This window comes from Halomonas sp. RT37, assembly GCF_040070525.1.
In the GTDB taxonomy this organism is placed as follows: Bacteria; Pseudomonadota; Gammaproteobacteria; order Pseudomonadales; family Halomonadaceae; genus Halomonas; species Halomonas litopenaei.
Map to the genome: position 1 here is coordinate 4,341,173 of NZ_CP098827.1, position 22,305 is coordinate 4,363,477.

General features: G+C 67.0%; 24 protein-coding genes. 5 read left to right on the forward strand and 19 right to left on the reverse strand.

Features of this window, described 5'->3' with window-relative positions; genetic code table 11:
* Positions 1-22: 22 nt before the first annotated feature.
* Complete coding sequence (locus NFG58_RS18820; RefSeq protein ID WP_108449213.1) at positions 23-406, forward strand: RidA family protein; 384 nt, start codon at positions 23-25, stop codon at positions 404-406.
* A gap of 324 nt (positions 407-730) precedes the next feature.
* Here the strand turns inward: NFG58_RS18820 and NFG58_RS18825 are convergent, their stop codons facing one another.
* Genes NFG58_RS18825 through NFG58_RS18840 form a run of 4 tightly spaced genes read right to left on the reverse strand, consistent with a single transcriptional unit; the run spans position 731 to position 4,511 of the window.
* The gene (locus tag NFG58_RS18825; protein ID WP_287165674.1) at positions 731-1,504 is read right to left on the reverse strand and encodes a transporter substrate-binding domain-containing protein; all 774 of its coding nucleotides are present in this window, start codon (positions 1,502-1,504) and stop codon (positions 731-733) included.
* A gap of 14 nt (positions 1,505-1,518) precedes the next feature.
* Positions 1,519-3,060, reverse strand: a complete 1,542-nt coding sequence (locus NFG58_RS18830) for an FAD-dependent oxidoreductase (protein ID WP_348827169.1) — start codon at positions 3,058-3,060, stop codon at positions 1,519-1,521.
* Positions 3,047-3,412, reverse strand: a complete 366-nt coding sequence (locus NFG58_RS18835; protein WP_287165676.1) for a (2Fe-2S)-binding protein — start codon at positions 3,410-3,412, stop codon at positions 3,047-3,049. The genes NFG58_RS18830 and NFG58_RS18835 overlap by 14 nt, the downstream gene beginning before the upstream one ends.
* Positions 3,396-4,511 carry an FAD-binding oxidoreductase gene (locus NFG58_RS18840; RefSeq protein ID WP_287165677.1) on the reverse strand — a complete coding sequence of 372 codons (1,116 nt, stop codon included), beginning with the start codon at positions 4,509-4,511 and terminating at the stop codon, positions 3,396-3,398. The genes NFG58_RS18835 and NFG58_RS18840 overlap by 17 nt, the downstream gene beginning before the upstream one ends.
* A gap of 177 nt (positions 4,512-4,688) precedes the next feature.
* On the opposite strand from NFG58_RS18840, the gene NFG58_RS18845 reads away from it, so the two are divergent.
* Positions 4,689-5,603 carry a LysR substrate-binding domain-containing protein gene (locus tag NFG58_RS18845; RefSeq protein ID WP_287165678.1) on the forward strand — a complete coding sequence of 305 codons (915 nt, stop codon included), beginning with the start codon at positions 4,689-4,691 and terminating at the stop codon, positions 5,601-5,603.
* Between the two features lie 86 nt (positions 5,604-5,689).
* Here the strand turns inward: NFG58_RS18845 and NFG58_RS18850 are convergent, their stop codons facing one another.
* Positions 5,690-6,574 carry a LysR family transcriptional regulator gene (locus NFG58_RS18850; protein ID WP_287165679.1) on the reverse strand — a complete coding sequence of 295 codons (885 nt, stop codon included), beginning with the start codon at positions 6,572-6,574 and terminating at the stop codon, positions 5,690-5,692.
* A gap of 177 nt (positions 6,575-6,751) precedes the next feature.
* On the opposite strand from NFG58_RS18850, the gene NFG58_RS18855 reads away from it, so the two are divergent.
* The 3 genes from NFG58_RS18855 to NFG58_RS18865 all read left to right on the forward strand — a co-directional run bounded on the left by NFG58_RS18855 (position 6,752) and on the right by NFG58_RS18865 (position 9,556).
* The gene (locus tag NFG58_RS18855) at positions 6,752-7,933 is read left to right on the forward strand and encodes an MFS transporter (protein WP_348827170.1); all 1,182 of its coding nucleotides are present in this window, start codon (positions 6,752-6,754) and stop codon (positions 7,931-7,933) included.
* 244 nt (positions 7,934-8,177) lie between these two features.
* Positions 8,178-8,987, forward strand: coding sequence for a 2,5-didehydrogluconate reductase DkgB (gene dkgB, locus NFG58_RS18860; protein ID WP_045993672.1), 810 nt, complete (start codon positions 8,178-8,180; stop codon positions 8,985-8,987).
* Between the two features lie 266 nt (positions 8,988-9,253).
* The gene (locus NFG58_RS18865) at positions 9,254-9,556 is read left to right on the forward strand and encodes a helix-turn-helix domain-containing protein (protein ID WP_287165681.1); all 303 of its coding nucleotides are present in this window, start codon (positions 9,254-9,256) and stop codon (positions 9,554-9,556) included.
* 42 nt (positions 9,557-9,598) lie between these two features.
* On the opposite strand, the gene nhaC is transcribed toward NFG58_RS18865, so the two are convergent.
* The 14 genes from nhaC to phnD all read right to left on the reverse strand — a co-directional run bounded on the left by nhaC (position 9,599) and on the right by phnD (position 22,259).
* Complete coding sequence (gene nhaC / locus NFG58_RS18870; RefSeq protein WP_287165682.1) at positions 9,599-11,038, reverse strand: Na+/H+ antiporter NhaC; 1,440 nt, start codon at positions 11,036-11,038, stop codon at positions 9,599-9,601.
* A 247-nt stretch (positions 11,039-11,285) separates the two neighbouring features.
* Positions 11,286-12,029 carry a DapH/DapD/GlmU-related protein gene (locus tag NFG58_RS18875; RefSeq protein WP_348827171.1) on the reverse strand — a complete coding sequence of 248 codons (744 nt, stop codon included), beginning with the start codon at positions 12,027-12,029 and terminating at the stop codon, positions 11,286-11,288.
* 56 nt (positions 12,030-12,085) lie between these two features.
* Positions 12,086-12,865 carry a phosphonate metabolism protein PhnP gene (phnP, locus tag NFG58_RS18880; RefSeq protein WP_124805164.1) on the reverse strand — a complete coding sequence of 260 codons (780 nt, stop codon included), beginning with the start codon at positions 12,863-12,865 and terminating at the stop codon, positions 12,086-12,088.
* A gap of 119 nt (positions 12,866-12,984) precedes the next feature.
* Positions 12,985-13,527: a ribose 1,5-bisphosphokinase gene (gene phnN / locus NFG58_RS18885; protein ID WP_124805165.1), complete on the reverse strand. Its 543-nt coding sequence runs from the start codon at positions 13,525-13,527 to the stop codon at positions 12,985-12,987.
* Entirely contained in the window at positions 13,527-14,672 is a 1,146-nt protein-coding gene (locus tag NFG58_RS18890) for an alpha-D-ribose 1-methylphosphonate 5-triphosphate diphosphatase (protein ID WP_348827172.1), read from the reverse strand. The genes phnN and NFG58_RS18890 overlap by 1 nt, the downstream gene beginning before the upstream one ends.
* Positions 14,669-15,442 carry a phosphonate C-P lyase system protein PhnL gene (phnL, locus tag NFG58_RS18895; RefSeq protein ID WP_287165686.1) on the reverse strand — a complete coding sequence of 258 codons (774 nt, stop codon included), beginning with the start codon at positions 15,440-15,442 and terminating at the stop codon, positions 14,669-14,671. The genes NFG58_RS18890 and phnL overlap by 4 nt, the downstream gene beginning before the upstream one ends.
* 23 nt (positions 15,443-15,465) lie before the next feature.
* Positions 15,466-16,287, reverse strand: coding sequence for a phosphonate C-P lyase system protein PhnK (phnK, locus tag NFG58_RS18900; protein WP_287165687.1), 822 nt, complete (start codon positions 16,285-16,287; stop codon positions 15,466-15,468).
* Positions 16,284-17,132, reverse strand: coding sequence for an alpha-D-ribose 1-methylphosphonate 5-phosphate C-P-lyase PhnJ (locus NFG58_RS18905; RefSeq protein WP_287165688.1), 849 nt, complete (start codon positions 17,130-17,132; stop codon positions 16,284-16,286). The genes phnK and NFG58_RS18905 overlap by 4 nt, the downstream gene beginning before the upstream one ends.
* The gene (locus tag NFG58_RS18910; protein WP_287165689.1) at positions 17,129-18,343 is read right to left on the reverse strand and encodes a carbon-phosphorus lyase complex subunit PhnI; all 1,215 of its coding nucleotides are present in this window, start codon (positions 18,341-18,343) and stop codon (positions 17,129-17,131) included. The genes NFG58_RS18905 and NFG58_RS18910 overlap by 4 nt, the downstream gene beginning before the upstream one ends.
* The gene (gene phnH, locus NFG58_RS18915) at positions 18,343-19,041 is read right to left on the reverse strand and encodes a phosphonate C-P lyase system protein PhnH (protein WP_287165690.1); all 699 of its coding nucleotides are present in this window, start codon (positions 19,039-19,041) and stop codon (positions 18,343-18,345) included. Before phnH ends, NFG58_RS18910 begins: the two co-directional genes overlap by 1 nt.
* A gap of 2 nt (positions 19,042-19,043) precedes the next feature.
* A complete protein-coding gene (phnG, locus tag NFG58_RS18920) occupies positions 19,044-19,487 on the reverse strand; it encodes a phosphonate C-P lyase system protein PhnG (RefSeq protein WP_239452594.1) in 444 nt (147 codons plus the stop codon).
* Positions 19,484-20,251 (reverse strand): phosphonate metabolism transcriptional regulator PhnF, encoded by a 768-nt coding sequence (phnF, locus tag NFG58_RS18925; RefSeq protein ID WP_083970561.1) that lies wholly within the window; start codon positions 20,249-20,251, stop codon positions 19,484-19,486. Before phnF ends, phnG begins: the two co-directional genes overlap by 4 nt.
* Positions 20,252-20,342: 91 nt before the next feature.
* Positions 20,343-21,137, reverse strand: coding sequence for a phosphonate ABC transporter, permease protein PhnE (gene phnE / locus NFG58_RS18930; RefSeq protein ID WP_045994226.1), 795 nt, complete (start codon positions 21,135-21,137; stop codon positions 20,343-20,345).
* A gap of 90 nt (positions 21,138-21,227) precedes the next feature.
* Positions 21,228-22,259, reverse strand: a complete 1,032-nt coding sequence (phnD, locus tag NFG58_RS18935) for a phosphonate ABC transporter substrate-binding protein (RefSeq protein ID WP_045994225.1) — start codon at positions 22,257-22,259, stop codon at positions 21,228-21,230.
* Between the last annotated feature and the right edge of the window lie 46 nt (positions 22,260-22,305).

A 22,305-nucleotide genomic window follows, 5' to 3' on the forward strand; every position in this document is an offset into this window, starting at 1 on the left:
TTCCAACGTTCGAGGATACCCCATGGTTCACCCGGTCAAGACCGAGCTGTTCGCCTCCCGCGCCCCACTGTCCTGGGCCAGCGTCGGCAACGGCATCCTGTTCACCGCCCAGATCCCCATCGACAAGAGCGGCGAGGTGGTCGACGGCGGCATCGAGGCCCAGACCCGCCAGACGCTGGACAATCTGGTGCACACCCTCGCCTGCGCCGGTGGCGGCGTTGAATCGCTGACTCAGGTATTGATCTACGTGACCCGACGCGAGGACCTGGCTACGGTCAACCGGGTCTACGCCGAGTACGTCAGCGAGCCCTACCCCAACCGCGCGGCGGTGATCGTCTCCGGCTTCGCCCGGGAAGAGATGCTGGTCGAGATGGTGGCCTACGCGGCGCTACCTGTGACGCCCTAGGGCTTGTCTGAAAAGTGCCTGCGCTCGGTAATACGGCGTTAAAAATCGGATCAAAATGCTCATTTACACCACGTAAACTGCGCTTTCTCACCGATTTTTGCCTTGTCTAACCTTCGCTCGTCGACTTTTCGGACAGCGCCTAGCCGCCTATTGCACCGTGCCGCCGACGGCGTAAATGGCCGAACCCCCGACACCAACGAGCCCTCCGATGGAGGGCTCGTCGCATGGTGGGCTCGTCGCATGGTGGGCTCGTCGCATGGTGGGCTCGTCGCATAGCTGTCACGCCTCTCGTCTTCCCCCCGCGGGAGGTCGACTCCGCCGGTGCTATTTCTCGAAGTAGCGTGCCCACAGCGCCTGGTAGTCGCCGTCGTCCTTGAGCCCCTGGATGGCCTCGCTGAACGCGATGGCCAGTTCGCGATCGCGCTGGCGGAAGGCGGCGCCGACGCCGGGCCCGTAGATCGACTCGGGGCCGGTCACCAGCTCGCCCTTGCGCGCAAAACGCTCATCGCTGAACAGCCGCTCCTGGGCCAACGGGAAGGCGGTAAAGACCAGGTCCAGCCGACCGGTGAACATGTCGTTGACCACGCCGCCGGAGTCCGAGTAGCGACGAATGTCCGCCTCGCCGTGGTAGGTGGTCACGTACTCGTCCTGGATGGTGCCCTGCTGCACACCGATAGTCATCTCCGACAGGTCCCCTTCGGGATCGATCTCCGCGTCGGCCTGGCCGACCCACACCGAGGGCACCTGATAGTAGGGATCGGAGAACAGCACCTGTTTCGCGCGTTCGTCGGTGATGTTCATGGCCGAGGCGATCAGATCGTACTTGCGCGCCAGCAGCCCCGGGATGATGCCGTCCCAGCCCTGCTCGACCCACTCGCACTGGCGCTGCATGCGCTCGCAGGCGGCCTCGACCAGCTCGACCTCGAAGCCGGTCAGGCTGCCGTCGGGCAGCTTTTCCTGGTACGGCGGATAGGGCACGTCGACACCGATGCGCAGCGGGCGATCGTCGGCCTGGGCGGTGGTGGCAACAGCGGCGCCGGCGCCGGCAAGGGCCATCGCCAGGCCAAGGGAGGCAGACAGAGAAGCGTTAACTTTCATGGTCATTTCTCGCTCTATTGTGATTGTGTGGTCAGGTGATCGGAGGGCGCCAGTGCCAGCTCGCCCAGCGTGATGGAGGTCAACGGTGGGCGAATGCGGTAGTAGCCGACCTCGTCCATGTCGCGGCCCTGCTCGCGGGCCATCAACCGTGACACATTGGTGCCGCATAGCCGTCCCTGGCAGGGGCCCATGCCACAGCGGGTGAAGGCCTTGAGCTGGTTGGGCCCGGCAGGCCCCGCTTCCAGCGCCGCCTTGAGCTGGGCCCGGCTCACCCCTTCGCAGCGACAGATCAGGGTCTCGCCGGGCTGTCGCTCGACCCAGTCCGCCGGTGGGGTGAACAGTGCATCCAGCAGACGTCGACCGGACAGATCCTGGCGGCGTCGACGCCTCAGCGCGGCGCTTTCCCTGGCGACCGCCCGGCGGTTATCGGCGTCTGGTATCGGCGCCGCGGCGCCTTTTGCATCGGCTGTCGTGTCCAGCGGGTCAGCCATCAGGTCGTCCAGCACGGCCAGCGCCGCCAGTCGCCCTTCGCGCTCGGCATTCACAGCGCCGCCGATGCCACCGCCGTCACCGGCCAGCCACACCCCCGGGCGCACCGACAGGTCGTCGCGACGATCGGGCACGAACGCCTGCTGCGCCTCCTGCCAACGGTGCTCGATGCCCAGCCCTTGGGGGAGCTGCGGCTCGGGCACCACCCCCATATGGGTCAACAGCCAATCGGTCTTGAGCTTGTGCTCGTCGCTGTCGCCACGCCGGCGATAGCGCACCCCGGTCAAGCGCTGGTCACCCTCGGCAGCCAGCGACTGGACGCCACGCACGATCGGCACCCCAGCGCGCCTCAACGCCGCCAGCATGCGCGCGCCCTTGGCGAGGTAGCCGCGAGCCCGCCAGGCCCTGAGCGGGTGACGCAGGGTCCGCGCCAGTCCCAGGTTCGGCGCCGTATCGAGGATCATCCGGGGCGGGCAGCCGGCGTTGAGGTACTGCCAGGCCAGCAGGTACAGCAGTGGCCCGTTGCCCGCCAGCACCGGCGGCCCCTCGGTCAGCAGCGCGCCCTGCTTCATCAGGATCTGGGCGGCGCCGGCCTGCATCACCCCAGGTAGCTGCCAGCCGGGGAAGGGCCAGCCCCGCTCCATGGCGCCGGTGGCGATGATCAGACGCTCCGCAACCAGTTCCCGGCTGATGCCATCGTGCCCCCGCACGCCCAGGCGATGGGCGTCGTCCAGGGCGTCGTCCAGCGCCTCGATCCACCACACCCGCGTGCCTGGGCGATAGTCGATCTCCCCCCGTCTGGCGGCGTCCAGGAAGGCGCCGACCAGGGACCGACCGCGATGGTAGTCCTTGCCCATGACTGCGGCGTCGAGCTGGGGCTGGTCGAGATCGCGATAGATCTGCCCGCCCGGCGCCCTGGCCTGATCCAGTACCAGCGAGCGCAGGCCGGCCTCGGCCAGTCTCAGGGCCGCCGCCATGCCGGCAGGGCCGGCGCCGAGTACCACCACTCGGGCGCGGTCCTTGCTGCCGTCGGTGCCGACGGTCTCCCTCGGCTCACAGGTCTGCATCTTCGCGCCCCCTCTGCTCGTCACCACTGGCATGGTTGGCGGTGTCCCACCGGGAAGCCGTCGCTGTCTCTTCGTCGAGCTGGCGGCGTACCCGCATGCCCTGCTCCACCGTGACCAGACAGCCCTGTCGATTGGGGGCACCGTCGATGGTGATCAGGCAGTCGTGGCACACCCCCATCATGCACAGCGGTGCGCGATGGCCACTGGCGACGTGGCGGCGATAGCCGGCGGCGCCCTGGTGCATCAGCACCGCGGCCGCCACGCTAAGCGTCGAGGGCACCTGGTATGGTGCGCCGTCGATGGTGATGGTGACCTCGGGTGTGGCCGTGGCCCTTTTATGCCGCTTGAACATCGAAGCGTCCTCCCGAGAAGAGCGGATAGCGCTCGGTGAGCCGATCATCGTCCAGCGCTGCGGCCAGCTCATCGGCGTGAAAGGCGGCCAGGGTGATGCCGCTGTGACAGCTCAGGTTGTAGGCCCCGGGATAGCGCTGCGAAGCCTCGTAGACGGGGCAACCGTCCGGCGTCATGATCCTCAGCGCCGCCCAGCTGCGCACCAGCCGCGCCGACGCCAGATCGGGATAGATGGTCACCGCCCGCCGCGCCAGGGCGTGCAGGGTTTCGAGGGTGACCCGGGTGTCGTGGCCGACGTGCTCGAGCACGTCGCCGATCAGGTAGCCGCCGCTCGCCGTCTGGCGAATCTGCGGTGTCGGCAGGCGGCCGGCGGCGGGCAGCCGCTCGCTGACCAGCACCTGGCCACGCACCGGCGTGACCCGACCGCAGAGACCCAGCGGCGGTGCCAGCCGCGCCGCCCCCAGTCCGCAGGCCAGTACCAGCCGTTCGGCACGCACGGCGCCACGGGCGGTGTGGGCAACAAAGCCCGCCTCGCCGGGGTCGATCGAGGCGACCGGATGATGAGGCCGTACGTCCACGCCAAGCGCCTGGCAGGCGCTGTAGAGTGCGCGCAGCAGAAACAGCGGATTGCAGTGGCCGTCGTGGGGTGTCCAGATGCCCCCCGGGACGTCGCCGCCAAGGCCCGGCAGCAGTCGCTCAAGCCGCGCGCCCTCCAGGTACTCCCAGCGCACGCCGGCCTCACGGGCCCAGGGCGCGTCGTATAGTGCCTGGTACTCGGCGCAACGCTTACGCACCTCGTCGTCGTCAAGACACAGATCGACGCCTCCGGGCTGCTCGAACTCCAGATCCACCCCGGTGCGCTCGCCAAGCTCGCCGGCGAATCTCGGCCAGGCTCGACTCGAGGCCAACGACATCGCCGCATAGGCGGGCATACCGGCGCCCTTGCCCTGGACCCAGACCAGGCCCGCGTTGCCCCGGGAAGCCTTGAGGGCGGTATCGTGCTCATCGAGAACGCAGACGCGACGGCCACGGCGCGCAAGCCCGTAGGCCACCGCCATGCCGACCACACCACCGCCGATGATCATTACCTCGTGTGCCATGGAAGCCTTGGACCCCTAGCCGTCGATTGCCGATGACTCGACGATAGAAGCCACATCCCATACGATCCAATACCAATCAATGGCAAACCCATGCCCTGATGTTATGGCTCCTTTCGATGCAGGGCTGGATGCAGGGCTGATGGGTGGGTTCAGTGGAGGTTTCGATGGAGGACAGCGATGGACAGCCCCCGGCTCAGTGACCGCCAGTTGCAGGCCTTTCAACACACCATGGACAGCGGCAGCGTCACCGCCGCCGCCAGCCGCATGCGCATCGCCCAGCCAGGCGTCACTCGGCTGTTGAAGCAGCTCGAACACGACCTCGGCTTTGCGCTGTTCTCGCGGATCAAGGGACGTCTGGTACCGACGCCGGAGGCGCGCCTGTTCTATCGCGAGCAGCAGCGCCTGTGGCAGGGACTCGAGCACCTCAGAGACAGCGCCAGGCGGATTCGCCAGCGCGAGCTTGGCGGGCTCGGCATCAGCGCCATGCCGCTGCTCGGCCTGACCTTTGTCCCGGACGTCATCGCCGGGATGGCCAAGGATCACCCAGACCAGCACCTGCGGTTGTCCACCTACCGCTCCGAGCAGGTGGTGGAAGACGTGGTCACCCAGCGCTCGGAGATCGGTTTTTCCCTGCTGGGAGGCCAGGATGAGCGCCTCGGTGCGTCAGCCTTCACCCTCGATAGCGTCTGCCTGCTGCCCCGGGATCACCCGCTGGCAGGGCGCGAGAGCATCGCCCTTGAGGACCTCGATGGCCAGACGCTGATCCACTATGAACCGGGAGACCCCAGTCGCCAGACGCTGGAGCGCACCCTGGCCGAGCAAGGCATCGTGCCGCGCTCGCGGCTGGAGGTGTCGCTGGCGCTGCAGGCAACCCGTCTGGTTGGCCAGGGCGCCGGCATCGCCATCGTCGACGCCCTCAACGCCCGCGCCATGGGCGGCAGCGACAGCATTGCGCTACCGCTGCAAGAGCCCCTGACCGACACCTTCTACCTACTGACACCCCGGGACCAGCCGCTGTCGCGGCTGGCCGAGGAGTTTGTTCAGCGCTTTCAGCGTCGGTTTGCCGAAGTGCAGGCAGAAGCGACGCCATAGCCCTTAGCAATAGCCCTTGGCAATAGCGCTGGGAAATGGCCCGACGCAAGAACCCGCTGGGCTAACCCGGTGGCAAGGACCGCCCGTTACAGCCGCAGTCTGGGCTGGATGACATCAAGAAACGCCTGAATGCGGGCCGACAGGGCGGTATTGCGGTAGTACACCGCCTGCACCAGTTCCCGGGGCCCGCCGTGGCGCATGGCGTCAGGCAGGATGACCTCGAGGCGTCCGCTGGCGATATCATCGCCCACCATGAAGTTCGAATGGCAGGCGATGCCCTCCCCGGCCAGGCACAGGTTTCGCATCACCTCGCCACTGGAGGTCGCAAGCGTGGGCGTGATCTCCTCGTCCAGGCCCTCCACCGGCCAGCGATTAAGTGCCGTCGGGGCGAGAAAGCCGATCAGCTGATGATCGGCCAGCTCCGCCACCGAGGCTGGCCGTCCGGCCCGCTCGAGATAGGCGGGGCTCGCCACCAGGTACAGCCGCGAGCGCCCCAGCAACCGGGCGTGCAGGGTGGAGTCCGCCAGGGCACCGATGCGAATGGCCACGTCGGCACGCTGCTCAAGCAGATTGATGATGCCGTCGCTGGCGGAGAGCTCCAGCTCGATACCGGGATAGCGACGACGGAATTCTCCCACCAGAGGTACCAGCTGGTGCAGCACGAAGGGGCTGGCAGCGTCCACTCGCAGGCGTCCGCTGGGCTCGCCGCGCCCCAGTGCCAGCGACTCTTCGGCGGCGATCAAGCGCTCGAGCCCGACGCGCACCTGCTCGATAAAGCGACAGCCTTCATCGGTCAGGGCGACGCTTCGCGTGGTGCGGTTCAACAGCGGCACCTCGAGGCGCTGTTCCAGGCGCTGCACCGCCCGGGAGACCCGCGCCACCGGGACGTCCAGACGCGACGCCGCGGCGCTGAAGCCGCCGCTATCGACCACCGCCAGCAGCAGTTCCAGATCTTCTGAGCGGGTCTTCATCGTTGCGGTTCCTGTTCGGTTCGGCGCTGCTGAGTTCGTTTCTGTTTAGCGCGCAATTGTCTCGATAGCGACAAAGGTGTTTCTCGATTAGACGCGTTTATCGCAAAAGTCTCCTCCCCCAGACTCCGCGTCGTCAAGTCGTCTCACGAGACGACGCCATCTCGACAGGAGAAACAGATGCCCATCGCGCTATTTGCGCTGACCCTCAGCGCCTTCGCCATCGGTACCACCGAGTTCGTCATCGTCGGACTGGTGCCCACCATCGCCCAGGACCTGGGCGTCAGCCTGCCCTCTGCGGGACTGCTGGTCAGCCTCTACGCTGCCGGTGTCGCGGTAGGGGCACCGGTACTGACCGCCCTGACCGGCCGTTTCAATCGCAAGTGGGTCCTGCTCGGCCTGATGATGCTGTTCATCGCCGGCAATCTACTGGCCTGGCAGGCCCCCGGGTATGGTTCGCTGATCACCGCCCGCATACTGACCGGCCTCGCCCACGGCGTGTTCTTCTCGATCGGCTCCACCATTGCCACCAGCCTGGTCGCCAAGGACAAGGAAGCCAGCGCCATCGCCATCATGTTTACCGGCCTGACCGTGGCACTGGTCACCGGCGTGCCGCTGGGCACCTGGATCGGCCAGACCTTCGGCTGGCGCGCGACCTTCCTGGTGGTCTCGGCGCTCGGCCTGCTCGCCCTGATCGGCAGCGCCCTGCTGATTCCTGGCAACCTCAAGCGCTCGGCTCCGGCGACGCTGGGCCAGCAACTCAAGGTACTGACCCATCCGCGACTGCTGCTGGTCTACGCCATCACCATCCTTGGCTACGGCGGCACCTTCACCGCCTTCACCTTCCTCGCCCCGATCCTCGAGCAGACCACCGGCTTCGCGCCGTCCATGGTCAGCCTGATCATGCTGGTCTACGGCGCCTCGGTGGCCATCGGTAACCTCTACGGCGGCAGGCTGGCCGACCGTCTCGGCCCCATCCCCGCCCTGACCCTGATCTTTGCCGGACTCGTCGCCATCCTGCTGGTGCTCAGCGTCAGCGCCGTCCACCCGGTCGCCGCGGTGCTGACGATCCTGGTGTGGGGCGCCTTCGCCTTCGGTAACGTGCCGGGCCTGCAGGTCTACGTGGTCAAGCTGGCCGAGCGCTATGTGCCCGAAGCGGTGGACGTGGCCTCAGGGCTCAATATCGCTGCCTTCAATATCGGCATCGCGCTGGGCTCGGTGGTCGGAGGCCAGGTGGTCACGCACCTCGCACTGACCGACACCGCCTGGATCGGCGCCATCATCGTGCTGGCGGCGCTGGTACTGACCCGGCTGTCCGGCAGGCTCGATCAGCGTCGCGCCGCTCGCCTGGCCAGCGCCTGAAGCCCGCGACCCGCGACCCGCGACCCGCGTCCCGCGACAGCCACAGAGCGAACGGAAGAGCCTCGTGGCTGTCGCATTATTGCTTCGCCTGCTAAATTTTTTTGACGAACCCTTGAAGTCGCAAGGGTCTCCCCGCATGTCATTAACGACACATCGAAGCACGTATCGGCAAAACACCGGCCTGCCGGTGACAAAGGAATCCAGGGTCCCGCTGTGCGGGCCTCGCCACGACAATGGAGCCAAGATGTCTCAGCCTATCCCCAACCCCGGTCTCGGTACCTTTCGCCTGACGGGCGACACCCTGCGTCACGCGGTCACCACCGCGCTGAAGCTTGGCTATCGGCATATCGATACCGCCCAGTTCTACGGCAACGAAGCCGAGGTCGGCTCCGCCATCGAAGCGAGTTCGGTCCCCCGCGACGAGATCTTCCTGACCACCAAGGTGTGGTGGGATCGTCTGGATCCGGTATCACTCAAGGCAAGCGTCGAGGAGAGCCTGTCCAAGCTGGGCACCGGCTACGTCGACCTGCTGCTGATCCACTGGCCGTCGCCGGACGATGAAGTCCCCATGCGCGACTACCTGACCGCCCTCAAGGAAGTGAAGGACGCCGGCAAGGCGCGCCACATTGGGGTGTCCAACTTCACCAAGGCGCACATCGATCAGGCGGTGGATATCCTCGGCAAGGGAGAGATCCTGACCAACCAGATCGAGGTCCACCCCTTCCTGCAGAACCGCGAACTGATCGCCCACTGCGAACGCCACGGCATCATCCCCACCGCCTTCATGCCGCTGGCCGTGGGCAAGGTGCTCGAGGACGAGACGCTCAAGGCCATCGCCGAGAAGCATGGCGCCAATCCGGCCCAGGTCGCCATCGCCTGGCTCAACCAGCTCGGTATCCCGACCTTCCCCTCCTCGACCAAGGAGCAGAACCTCAAGAGCAATCTCGAGGCGCTGAAGCTCGAGCTGTCCCAGGAGGACATGGACGCCATCGCCAAGCTGGATAGGGGCGAGCGTGTCGCCAGCCCCGATTTCGCACCGAAGTGGGATCAGTAGACCGGCAGACCGACGCTGCCATCACTGATCTCTTGATGGGCTGATCGTCGATCAGACCTGACCCAAGGCGCCACCTGCGGTTCACCGCCGGTGGCGCTTTTTTCGCTTCTTGTGTCAGGTGTCTTGGCACAGGGTCTGACAATCTAGGCGCAAATGGCCTGTGTTATGGCCCACGGGGCGATCGTTTCCGATAGTGAAGTCACGGGTCGACCACAAAGTCGCACGCGCACCATGACCATCTGGTCAGTCCTCAGAGAGGCACCCCCATGGCTACAGAGTTGGAGACGCTGATCTCCCGCGAAGATCCAGCGCTCGTCGAAAGAGCCAGGAAGAAAGCCGACGCCATGCTGCTCGAGCTCAAGATCGCTGACATTCGCAAACTGGCGGAAATGACCCAGCGCGAGATGGCGGATGCGCTGGGAGTCAAGCAACCCACCATCGCAGGACTGGAAAAAGGCGGCCAGGACGCGCGTTTGAGCTCCATCAAGCGCTATGTCGAAGCCATCGGTGGAAAGGTCAGCCTGACCATCGAGCTAGCGGATGGCAGCCAGCACGACTTTCCGGTGTAGCTCCTGTGTCGCCTTGGCGCTACCGCCCCCTTGGCGCTGTCTTCACTCATTGGCGCCTGGTACCTCTGGTGAAGCGTCGTCCTCGGGTGCTGCCAGCGGCTTGATCGTCCAGCCGGTGTAGCCGTAGAGCACGGTGACCAGCGGCGACAGCCAGCAGAAGAAGTTGAACGGCAGATAGGCAATCGTCGCGACCCCCAGCGTCGCCGCCTGGTAGGCGCCGCCGGAGTTCCAGGGCACCAGATTGGCGGTGACGGTGGCCGAATCCTCCACCGCCCGGGACAGGTTCTCCGGCGCCAGTCCCCGCTCTCGGTAGGCCTCGGCGTAGGTGCGTGCGCCCATGACGATGGCCATGTACTGATCGCACAGCACCACATTGGCGCCGATCGACGTCAGCACCGTGGACAGGATCAGCGAGCCCCGGGTCCTTGCCGCCTTCAGAATGGTCTCGGCGATGGTCCTGAGCTGCTGGGTGCGCTCCATGACCCCGCCGAACATCATCGCCACGATGACCAGACTGATGGTGTAGAACATCGAGTTCAGGCCGCCGCGGCTAAGCAGGCTGTCCACCGCCTCGACGCCGGTATCGGAGGTCACGCCACCAAAGGCCACCTGCATCAGTTCAGCGTAATCGGCCCCCTGCATGCCCAGCGCACAGAGACCACCGGCGATGACCCCCAGGGTGATGCCGGGTATCGCCGGCAGCCGCTTGTAGGACACGAATAGCACCAGCAAGGGCGGCAGCAGCAGCACCGGGTTGATGACGTAGTGCGCCGCCAGGGTCTGCTGCATCACCTCGACCCGCTCGAGCCCGCCGGACGTGCCCGAGTAGTAAAGACTCAGCGCCATCTCGATCACCAGGGTCAGGCCAATGCTGACCCCGGTGGTGTAGGACATGTGCTTGATATGGGTGAACAGGTCGGTACCGGCCATGGCCGGTGCCAGGTTGGTGGTATCCGACAGAGGCGACATCTTGTCGCCGAAGTAGGCCCCGGACAGCACCGCCCCGGCCACCAGCGGCAGCGGAATCCCCAGCGAGCCGCCGATCCCCATCAGCGCCACCCCCAGGGTGCCGGAGGTGCCCCAGCTCGACCCGGTCGCCAGCGACGAGATGGCGCAGATGACCACCGCCGCCGGCAGGAAGATCGTCGGCGACAGCAGCTTGAGGCCATAGGAAATCAGCGTCGGCACCACCCCGGCCTGAATCCACACCCCGATCAGCACCCCTACCACCATCAGGATGATCAGCGCCGGCAGGGCGTTGTGGATGCCTCGCACCATACCTTCCTGAATATCGTCCCAGCGGTAGCCGCAGCGCAGCGCCACCAGACTCGCCACGATCACCCCCAGCAACATGGGAATCTGCGGGTCGAGCCCGTAGACGACGATGGATACGCCGATGCCGACCACCAGGGCGATCAGCGATACCAGCGCCTCCGTCAGGGTCGGGGGGCGCTGCACTGGGGAAAAGAGGCGGTGGATCAAAAGGGGCACTCCTGAGCAGGGTCGGTCGCCGACAGAGCCGGAGAGAATCTGCGAGCCCTGGCCACTGCTCGAGCGCTCCCCCCGACGATTCAGGAAAGCTAGGCGGCGATTCACAACGCTGCCATCAAAGCGTCATCAATCGTTTCAATTCAGCAAAGTCGCTGGCGTATGTCGGCGCCCTATAACGTCAATGTCCAACCGACTAGGGGTCATGAAGCCTCCCCCACACCGCCAGCCCCTCTTGTCCCTACCTGGATGTCCCCCGCTCCGCCTCGGCCAGAAAGTCCTCGACGTTGCCTTGAAAGCCCTTCAGATAGGCCTTGATACGCTCGTCCGGCCAGTCCCACCAGGCCAGTCGTTCGAGCCGTTCGGCGATGGCGGGATCATCGAAGCGTGGCCTGAGCACCCGGGCGGGGTTGCCCACCACGATGTGGTAGGCCGGCACGTCTCTGGTCACCACGCTGCCGGCGCCGACGATGGCGCCATGACCGATGGTCACGCCGGGCAGCACGATGGCGCCGTGGCCGATCCAGACGTCGTGGCCGATAGCCACCCGATCGGCCTCGCGCCAGGCGAATACCTCGGCGTCGAGGGCCTCGTCGCTGAAGCCGAACTTGCCGGGGCGATAGCTGAAGTGGTGCAGGGTCGGCCGCCACCAGGGGTGGTTGCTCGGATTGATACGCACGCTGGCAGCGATGGAGGTGAACTTGCCGATGGTGGCGAACATGACGTCGCCGTCACGCTCGATATAGCTGTAGTCGCCGAGACTGACATGGTTGAACACGCAGCGACTGCCAACCTCGGTGAAGCGCCCAAGCTCGCTGTGGTGCAGGCGAGCGTCGGTAGCGACGTTGGGCCGCTCGGACAGACGCGGGGACGTCGGCTGGTCCAGCGCGCTGGATGAGTCTCTGGATGAGCCACTGGGCGAGTCACTGGGCGATTCACAAGATAAGGAGCCGTCAGACACAGACGGCGTGGGGACATCGGACATGATCAGGGGTGCTCTCGCAGATACGTCAGCATGAAGGAAGCCAAGGCCGCAACTGGCTAGCAGACGGCGTCCAGGCGATCCCAGTCCTCCAACGTCTCGCCATCCCGGGCGATGCGCACCTTGGGCGGCAAGGGGGTCGGCTGGTCCAGACGCTCGGCGTCCAGTTCATGGCTGATGTGGGTGAGATAGGCCCGGGGCGGGTCGAGCCGGGTGATGATCTCCAGCGCCTGGGTGATGCTGTTGTGGTTGCGCGTCTCGAGCTGGCTGGCCGGGTGGCAGGCGTCGAGCACGACGACGTCGGCGTCCCACTGGCGCAGAAAACGCTCGGTGGCGCCGGGCAGACCCTGGGTGTCGGTCAGGTAGGCCAGGCGGGTGCCGCCATCATCCAGGCAGTAACCGAGCGTCGGCTTGCTGTGATTGAGCGGCACCGGGGTCACCGACAGCCCATCGAAGTCCAGCGGCTTGAACGGCTTGAGCCCCGGCTGGAAGTCGAGGATGCCGCTGTTGCGATAGAGATCGGCGCAGCCGCTGGGATCCTTGGGACCGTAGACCGGGATCGACGTGCCGGTCCCCCAGCGCAGGTGAAACAGCCCCTGCACATGGTCGGCGTGGTAGTGGGTGACGAAGAAGGCGGCGGGACGCTCCAGCTCGCAGCTATGGGCCAGGTCCATGCGCCCGGCGTCGAGCAGGTAGCGCCGGCCGTCCACGCTCAGCTCGGCGCAGCAGGGGCCACGCTGATGGCTGGTGAACACCCTGGCCCGAGTGCAGGCGCGACAGTCGCAGCCGAAGCGAGGCACCTGGGCGCTGTCTCCGGTGCCGTTGAAGCGAAACTCCATGGAAGTCTCCGAGCTGAAGCAAGAGGCACAAGCCGCTTGCGCTGATGAGGTGGTACGCACTGCCGCTGTAGTCGACGATCGACACAAGGCCGGCGCCGACAGACTCGACGCCGGCTCCGTCAGAGGCGGGAGGCGATGATCGCCTCCAGCGCCCGGACGCTCTCGTCCAGGCTGCCACCGTTGTCGACGCGATCCAGCGCCGGATGGCAGCGCTCGAGTTCGGCCTCCACCTCGGCGTGGCGCGCAAGGCGCGCCTCGATCTGATCGTCGCTCTCGCGCCCGCGCCTGGCGAGCCGCTCACGCAGCACCCCGGGCGGGGCGGTCACCACCACCGGCGTGAGGCGCTCGCCGAAGCGCGCACGGGCGGCCGCGAGCTCGCGACGACTGCCGTTGAGCAGTACCGTGGCCCCGGCCGCCAGCCAGGCCTCCACCTCGATGCCAACGCCGTAGTGAAGCCCGTGGGCGACCCAGTCAAGGCAGAACAGGCCGCGTGCCCGCCGGGCCTCGAACTCGGCCGGCGACAGCGCCACCGAGTCCTCGCCGACGCCGCTTGGCCGGGTGATGTAGCGGTGCGCCACCAGCAGGTCCGGGCGCCGCTTTCGCACGGCGTCGAGCAGGCTGTCCTTGCCCACGCCGCTGGCGCCGATCAGGTAGACCAGCATCAGTGCACCTGCCTGCCCGCGCACCACACGCGCTGGACCAGCGGATGGCCGTCGACCTCGCGCACCCGCACCAGGTCGGCGCGCAGCCCCTGAGCGATGCGTCCGCGATCGTCCAGGCCCACGGCCTCGGCCGGCCTACGCGAGGCCGTGGCCACCGCGCGGGGCAGGTCGTAGCCGTCCTCCATGGCGGCGATACGGAAGACCGCATCGAGCAGCGCCGCCGGGTAGTAGTCGGAGGACAGGATGTCGAGCACGCCCAGGCGCACCAGCTCGGCCGCGGCGATATTGCCGGAGTGGGAGCCGCCGCGGACCACGTTGGGGGCGCCCATCATCACCGCCATGCCGTGACGATGGGAGGCCTCGGCGGCCTCCCGGGTGGTGGGAAACTCCGCTACCCGGGTGCCGTACTCGAGGCTTTCCGCCACATGGGCGACGGTGGCGTCGTCATGGCTGGCCAGGGCCAGGCCGCGCTCGCTGCACAGGTCGGCGATGGCGCGACGGTGGGCGCTGGAATAGGCGGCGCTGTTGGCCAGCTGCTTCTCGATAAAGGCCTCGAGGCTGGCATCGTCCAGGCCGTACTTGCCCTGGTAGTAGACCCGGTAGGCGTCAAGGCTGGCGAACTGGCGCTGGCCCGGCGAGTGATCCATCAGCGACACCAGCCCCAGCAGCGGCGAGTCCATGAAGCTCTTGAAACGCGCCAGAGTATCCGGGTGGCACACCTCGCAGCGCAGGTGCAGACGGTGGTCGACCCGGGCCATGCCGTTGTCGTTGATCGCAGCCAGGGACGAGACCATCTCGTCGAGGGCCCCGTGGCGCATGCTCTGCTCGTCGACGTCACCGATCGACACCGCGTCGAACACCGTGGTGATGCCGCTGGCGGCCATCTGGGCGTCGTGGGCCAGCGCCGCCTGGCGGCCCGGCCAGGACACCTTGGGCCTTGGCTGGAAGTACTTTTCCATATTGTCGGTGTGCAGCTCGATCATGCCAGGCATCAGGATATCGCCCTGGCAGTCGATCACCCCCGGCAGCGACACCGGGCCGCGTTCCAGCGCCTTGATCACGCCGTCCTTGATCACCAGGCTGCCGTGCACCACCTCGTCGTCGAGCACCAGCCTGGCGTTGGTCAGAATCTGATCCTGGTTCATGAAAGGGACTCCCCGGAGTCGGTCTGACGAAATGAGGTATGGTCTGACGCGGTGCGGTCAGCGTCGGTGCCACCAAGCAGCATATGCCCTTCCAGCTCAAGCAGGCGATCGGCGACCCGCTCGCGCACCTCCTCGTCGTGGAAGATGCCGAGCATGGCGGTGCCACGGGCCTTGGCCTCCTCGATCAACTGCACCACCACCTCGCGGTTGGCGGCGTCCAGCGACGCCGTGGGCTCGTCGAGCAGCAACAGCGGGTGCTCGGCGATAAAGCCACGGGCGATATTGACCCGCTGCTGCTCACCGCCGGAGAAGGTGCCCGGCGCCAGCTCCCACAGCCGCTCGGGCAGATTGAGCCGCGCCAGCAGGGCCTCGGCACGGGTGCGGGCCTCGCCGGCTTCACAGCCCCGGGCCAGCAGCGGCTCCATCACCACCTCCCGGGCCGAGACCCGGGGCACCACCCGCAGAAACTGGCTGACGTAACCGATCACGTCGCGCCGCAGCAGGTGCCAGGCGTGGGCCGGCAGCGCCGACAGCTCGAGCTCGCCGTCCTCGAAGTGCAGCGTCAGCTGCCCGCCGCTGACCCGGTAGTTGCCGTTGACCATCTTCAACAGAGTGCTCTTGCCAATGCCACTGCGCCCGGCCAGCACTAGGCACTCGCCCGGCGACAGGGACAGATCGAGACCGCGCATCACCGGCAGCGCCTGGCCGCCCTGGGCGTGCAGCACGAAGGTCTTGTCGAGCCGCCGGGCGGTAAGAAAGGGGGACGTCATCTTGGACTCCTGAGCAAGCGAATTCATGGCGTCAGCACCGAAGACACCAGCAGCTGGGTGTAGGGATGCTGCGGATCGTCGAGGATCTGATCGGTCAGCCCGGCCTCCACCACTCTGCCCCGGCGCATCACCATCAGGCGGTGGGCCAGCAGCCTGGCCACTGCCAGGTCGTGGGTGACCAGGATCACCGACAGGCCGAGCTCCCGGGTCAGGGTGCGCAGCATGTCCAGAAGCCGCGCCTGGACCGAGACGTCGAGGCCGCCGGTGGGCTCGTCCATGAACACCAGCCTGGGCTGGGTCACCAGTGTGCGGGCGATCTGCAGGCGCTGCTGCATGCCGCCGGAAAAGGTCTGGGGCGCGTCGTCGATGCGCGCCGGGTCGAGCTCGACCCGGCCCATCCAGTCCTGGCCGGCGGCGCGCAGCTCGCCGTAGTGGCGCTGGCCCAGCGCCATCAGCCGCTCGCCGACGTTGGCCCCGGCGGAGACCCCCAGGCGCAGGCCGTCCCGGGGGTTCTGATGGACCAGGCCCCACTCCATGCGCAGCAGGGCGCGGCGGCGTGCCTCGCTGATGGCGTAGAGGTCGAGCGCTTCGTCCTTGCCGGGTCTGCCGCCGACCGAGCCGGCCTCCCCGGCGTGATAGACCACCTGACCGCGATCCGGCGCCTCGAGCCCGGAGAGCACCCGCAACAGGGTCGACTTGCCCGAGCCGGACTCGCCGACGATGCCCAGCACCTCGCCCTGGTGCAGGGTGAAATCGATCTCCTCGCAGCCCTTGCCGGGGCCGTACAGGCGCTGGATGGCGCGGGCCTCGAGCAGGGCGGGACGTTCAAGCTGTGGGCGCTTCATGCCTTCTCCTCGCTGCGGGAGTTGCAGTAGTCGGTATCCGAGCACACGAACATGCGTGCGCCCTGATCATCGATGATGACCTCGTCCAGGTAGCTGTCGGTGGCCCCGCAGATGGCGCAGGACTCGTCCCAGGCCTGGATCTCGAAGGGGTGATCCTCGAAATCGAGGCTCTCCACCCGGGTGTGTGGCGGAATCGCGTACAGGCGCTTCTCGCGGCCGGCGCCGAACAGCATCAGCGCCTCGCTCATGTGCAGCTTGGGGTTGTCGAACTTGGGAATCGGCGAGGGGTCCATCACGTAGCGCCCGTCGACCTTCACCGGGTAGGCGTAGGTGGTGGCGATATGGCCGTGGTGGGCGATGTCCTCGTAGAGCTTGACGTGCATCACCCCGTACTCCTCAAGCGCGTGCATGACCCGGGTCTCCTCCTCGCTGGGCTCGATAAAGCGCAGCGGCTCGGGAATCGGCACCTGGAAGATCAGGATCTGGTCGGCGCGCAGGGTCTTCTCGGGAATCCGGTGACGGGTCTGGATCACGCTGGCCTCTGCCGTGGCGGTGGTGGTCTCGACCCCGGCGACGCGCTCGAAGAAGGCGCGGATGCTGACCGCGTTGGTGGTGTCGTCGGCGCCCTGGTCGATCACCTTGAGGGTGTCGTCGGCGCCCAGCACGCTGGCGGTCAACTGCATACCGCCGGTGCCCCAGCCGTAGGGCATCGGCATCTCGCGCCCGCCGAAGGGCACCTGGTAGCCGGGGATCGCCACCGCCTTGAGCAGGGCGCGACGGATCATGCGCTTGGTCTGCTCGTCCAGGTAGGCGAAGTTGTAGCCGCTGTCGATGGCGGTGTTCATCGGACGTTCTCCTGGACGTTCTTGGCCTGGGCGTTTGCGGTCTGGGCTTTTTCAGAACGGGTACTGTCGCCATCGCCTGGTGCAGGACGTGCGCTGGCGGCTTGGGTGTCGGACACGGCCTCGGCCGTGGCGGCGGTACGCTCGGCGTGCTCTCGACGCAGGCGGCGAATCAGCTCAAGCTCCGACTGGAAGTCGACGTAGTGCGGCAGCTTCAGGTGCGAGACGAAGCCCGAGGCCTCGACGCTGTCGGCGTGGGCCAGCACGAACTCGGCCTGCTGGGCCGGGCTCTGGATCGGCTCGCCAAGCTCCTCGGCGCGCAGGGCGCGGTCGACCAGCGCCATGGCCATGGTCTTGCGCTCGTTGCGGCCGAAGGCCAGGCCGTAGCCCCGGGTGAACTGGGGGGCGGTGTCACCGCTGCCGGCGAACTGGTTGATCATCTGGCACTCGCTCATGGCGATCTCGCCGACGCACACCGGCCCGTCGAAGCCCTCGACCTCGATCTCGACCTCCACCGCACCCTGGCGAATCTCGCCGGCGAAGGGGTGGTTGCGCCCGTAGCCCCGTTGGGTCGAATAGCCCAGCGCCAGCAGGTAGCCCTCGTCGCCACGCGCCAGCATCTGCAGCCGGGTGGCGCGATCCACCGGAAAGTCGGGGGGATCGCGGGTGATGTCGTAGGGCTCGCTGCCGTCGTCCTCTTCCCGCTCGATCAGGCCTTCATGGTTGAGACAGTCAAGGATCTGGGGGCAGGCCTCGAGACCTTCCTCGGCACCCTGCGGCGCTGGTGTATCGGTCTCGACCTCCACGCCGGCCAGCAGCATGAAGTCGAGCAGCCGGTGGGTGTAGTCGTAGGTCGGGCCCAGCACCTGGCCGCCGGGCACGTCCTTGAAGGTGGCGCTGATGCGACGCTCGATGCGCATGGCGCCGGTATCCACCGGCAGCGTCTCGGCCAGCCTCGGCAAGGTCGTGCGATAGGCGCGCAGCAGAAACACCGCCTCGACGGTGTCGCCGCTGGCCTGCTTGAGCGCCAGGGCGGCGAGCTCGGGATCGTACAGCGAGGCCTCGGCCATCACCCGGTCCACCGCCAGCCCCAGCTGCTGCTGGACCTGGGACACCTCGAGTTCGCGCTGGTCGCGCGCTCCACGACGACGATCGGCCATCCAGCGATGGGCGTTGGCGATGGCCTTCTCGCCTCCTTTCACGGCGACATACATCAGGCGGTCTCCTCTTGGCGTTCGGCGTCGTCTGTTCCCGCCAATCCTGCGCCGGACAATCCTGCGCCGGACAAGCCAGCTCCCGACAGACGGGTACTACGGGCGATGGCAGTGAGTCGCGTCCCGCTGCTGATAAAGGCGTCCAGCCCCCGGGGGAAGTGGGCACGATTGGCGGCGAGCACACGCATCAACGGCAGCACGCGCTCGGCGTTACCCAGCGCAAGGCCGCGCTGACCGGGTACCCCGGGACCGGATAACCACCAGTCCTCGCCCTGCGCCAGCGCCTCGACCATCACGATCAGGGTGGTGCTGCGATCGGGCCAGGCGTCCGAGCCCAGCGCGAAGCCGTCCTCGCGGGACAGGGTGTCAGGGGTCACCAGGGCGAAGTCGGCCTGGGCCGGGTCGTCGGTCAGTCGCGCCCCGGTGTGGAAGGCCAGGGCGGCGGCGAGGTTGGCGCGCGCAAGCCCCTCGTCCACCCACACCCGGGTATCGAGGTCGCACAGCGCCAGCAGCGCGCCCCAGGCGGCGGGCGAGATCGCCGCGCCGGCCGGCAGCTCCGGCAAGACAAGCTCGGTCAGGGTGCCGGGCTCGGACATGGCGCCGAGCAGCTGACGAAACAGCCGCTGGCTGTCGTGAACGGGATCGGCGAGTCCCGGCCAGTCGTGGGGCCGGACGGCCTCGGAGGTCTGCTGAGTCATGTTCATTCGCCCCTTACCATGGTGAAGAAGTCGACGCGGGTGGCGGCGGCGGTCTGCGAGGCCTGGTTGCGCTGCTCATCGAGTGCCTGCTCGAGCGGTGCCATCAGTTCGCTGTCGATACGCCTGGCCCAGTGGTCGTGGTGAGCGCAGGCGTCGACCAGGGCGATCAGCTCGGCGTGGGCCTTGTCGCGACCACGCACCCAGCCATGGCCAAGGGTGCCGTCATCGAGGGCGACGCTGGCCCGGGTCAGGGTCATCTCGCCCAGGTTGAAGGCCGATCCACTGCCGCCCATGCGGCCACGGACCATCGCCATGCCGGTCTCGGGGCCACGCACGCAGCGGTGGCTCGCCTGGATGCCCAGGGACTGCCAGCCTTGCGCAAGACGGTCGAAAGGAGTCAACGCGAGCAGGCGATGACGTTGCGTCGGGGTCATGGTCGGTGTCATGAGAAGCCCTCGTCGTCGTGGGACTGCGGACGCTCGTCCGCGGGAAAGTCGAAGTGATAGGCCAGCCGATCGGCCCGTGCCCGACTGACGGAGATCTCCACCAGACGACCATCGGCGTCGACGTTGTCACTGGTCAGCACCACCAGCGGCGCCAGGCGGGCGCACTGCAGCATGCGGCTGTCGTCGGCGTCGGCCTGGACCGCTTCCAGGCGCACCCGGGAGCGCCTCAGGCGCAGCCCGTAGTGCTGGTCCAGCAGCGCCCGGGTCGAACCACCGCGATAGCGATCTAGCCAGCCCGGCACCCGTTCGGGGTCGAACCAGTGGCGCAGCCGCAACAGCGGGGCCCGGTCGACATGGCGCATGGTGTCGACACACAGAAGGCTCTCGCCCGGCCCACGCGCAAAGCGCTGGGCGATGGCCTCCGGCGGCACCGCCAGGCCCTGGGTCAGGCAGCAGGTCTCGGTGGCCAGGCCCAGTTCCGCCAGGTTGTGGGTGACCTTGCTGGCGGCGTTGACCGCATAGTCCAGGCGGCGGTCCACCACCTGGGTGCCACGGCCCTGGTGACGGGTCACCATGCCGGCGGCCACCAGTTCGTCCAGCGCCCGGCGTACGGTGTGGCGGTTGACGCCGAAGCGCCTGGACAGCGCCGCTTCGCTGGGCAGCAGATCGCCGGGAGAGTACTGCGCCCGGACTTCGCGCGAGAGGACATCGGCCAACTGGCGATAGCGCGGCGGGCTGCCTGCCTCGGTCACTTGTCTAGACATCTTCGCTCCAAAAAAGAAGGTATCGGGTGGTGGCCGAAGCCACCGGCAGACCAGCCGTTCTGGTCTGCTTACTCGGCTCTGCTGTGTCAGCCTAGATGAAGCGCTTGCGTACGAACTGCGAGGCCATGTCCAGCGCCGTCACGGCGATGATGATCACCAGCATGATGGTGGCCGTCTCGGCGTACTGGAATCCGCGCATGGTCTCCCACAGCGCCACCCCGATACCGCCGCCACCGACCATGCCGAGCACCGTGGCCGAGCGGATGTTGGACTCGAAGCGATACAGGCTCACCGAGATCCACAGCGGCAGCACCTGGGGAATCAGACCGAACACGATCTCCTCGATGCGCCCTGCTCCGGTGACCCGAATGCCTTCCATGGGCCCGGCCTCGGCGGCTTCCACCGCTTCGGAAAACAGCTTGGCCAGCACCCCGGTGGTGTGGATGAACAGCGCCAGGGTTCCGGCGAAAGGCCCAAGCCCCACCGCCACCACGAACAGCATGGCGAATACCAGCTCGTTGATGGCACGGGTGGCGTCCATCAGTCGGCGCACCGGCTGGTAGACCCACCAGGGCACCAGATTCTCGGAGCACAGAAGGCTCGCAGGAATGGCGACCAGGATGGCCAGCAGGGTGCCCCAGATGGCGATCTGGATGGTCACCAGCATCTGCTCGATGTAGTGGCCGAGGTTGCCGAAGGCCGGGGGAAAGAAGTCGCCGGCCAGGGTCGCCATATTGTCGGCGTTGGTCACCAGCAGGCTCGGGCGCATCTCGACGCCCTGCCAGGACCAGGCCAGCACCGCCAGGCCGACGCCCCACAGCGCCAGGGTGGTCCAGCTACGCTTGGGCGGCAGGCTGATGCCGGAAAGTTGTGTCTGGGTGGTCATGCGTTTTCCTGGGGGAACTTGAGAAAGCGGTGACAGCGTGAGCGGTCCAGGCCGCGCCGGGCCTTCGTCCCGGCGCGGCCTGGCGTCACATCAGCCGGCGTTGGTGGCGGCATCCTCGGGCATCGCCTCGGCGGCCTGCACTTCCTTCATGCGCGCATCGAGATCGTCGAGCTGGCTGTCGATCTCGGCCAGTCGGGCCTCGCGATCGCCTTCGTCCAGGCTTTCGTCCTTGGCCACCTCGGAGCGCTCCTTGAACAGCGCCAGCTGACGGATCGGCAACAGCTGGTCGTTGTCGGAGGCATCGAAGCCAGACCACTGCAGCGGCTCGAGAATCTGCTGCTCTTCGGCGTCATCGCCGTAGTTCAGGAAGAACTCACGCAGCTTTTCCTTGGTGGCGTCGTCTAGGTCGCCGCGCCACACCAGCGGGTCGGACGGGATCAGCGGCGACTTCCAGATCACCCGCAGCTGCTCGGCCTTGTCCGGCGCGGTCACTTCCAGACGCTCCATGCCTTCGGTATTGAAGGTGGCCACGTCGACCTGCTGATTGGCCACCGCCAGGGCGTTGGTCTCGTGGCTGGAGTTCAGGGTGCGCTTGAAGGCTGACGAGGCGTCGACACCGTTCTTGGCGAAGACGTAGTAGCCCGGCACCAGATAGCCGGAGGTGGAGTTGGGATCGCCGTTGCCGAACACCAGCTCGGAGGCGTTGGCCAGGACGTCATCGACGCTTTCGATGTCGCTGTCCTTGTGGGTGATCATCAGACTCCAGTAGCCCGGGGCTCCGTTGGCCGCCACGGTCTGGGCGAAGATCTCGCCGTCGGCACGATCGACGGCTTCCATGGCCGACTTGTTGCCGTACCAGGCCAGGTCGATCTGATCAAAGCGCATGGCCTGGATCACCGCGGCGTAGTCGGTGGCGAAGAAGGGCTCGACCTCCATGCCGATCTGCTCGGACATATCGGCCAGGAACGGGTCCCACAGCGGCGCCAGATTCTGGCTGGCCTCGGTGGAGATGATGCCGAACTTGAGGGTCTCGGTCTCGGCGGCGGCCAGCTGGGCACTGGCGGCAAGGCCAATACCGGCGATCAATGGCAGCGACAGGCGACGAAAGGATGCGAGAGACATGGGATTCTCCTGAAGGTTATCGGTCGTTGTGGGAACAGGTGTCGCA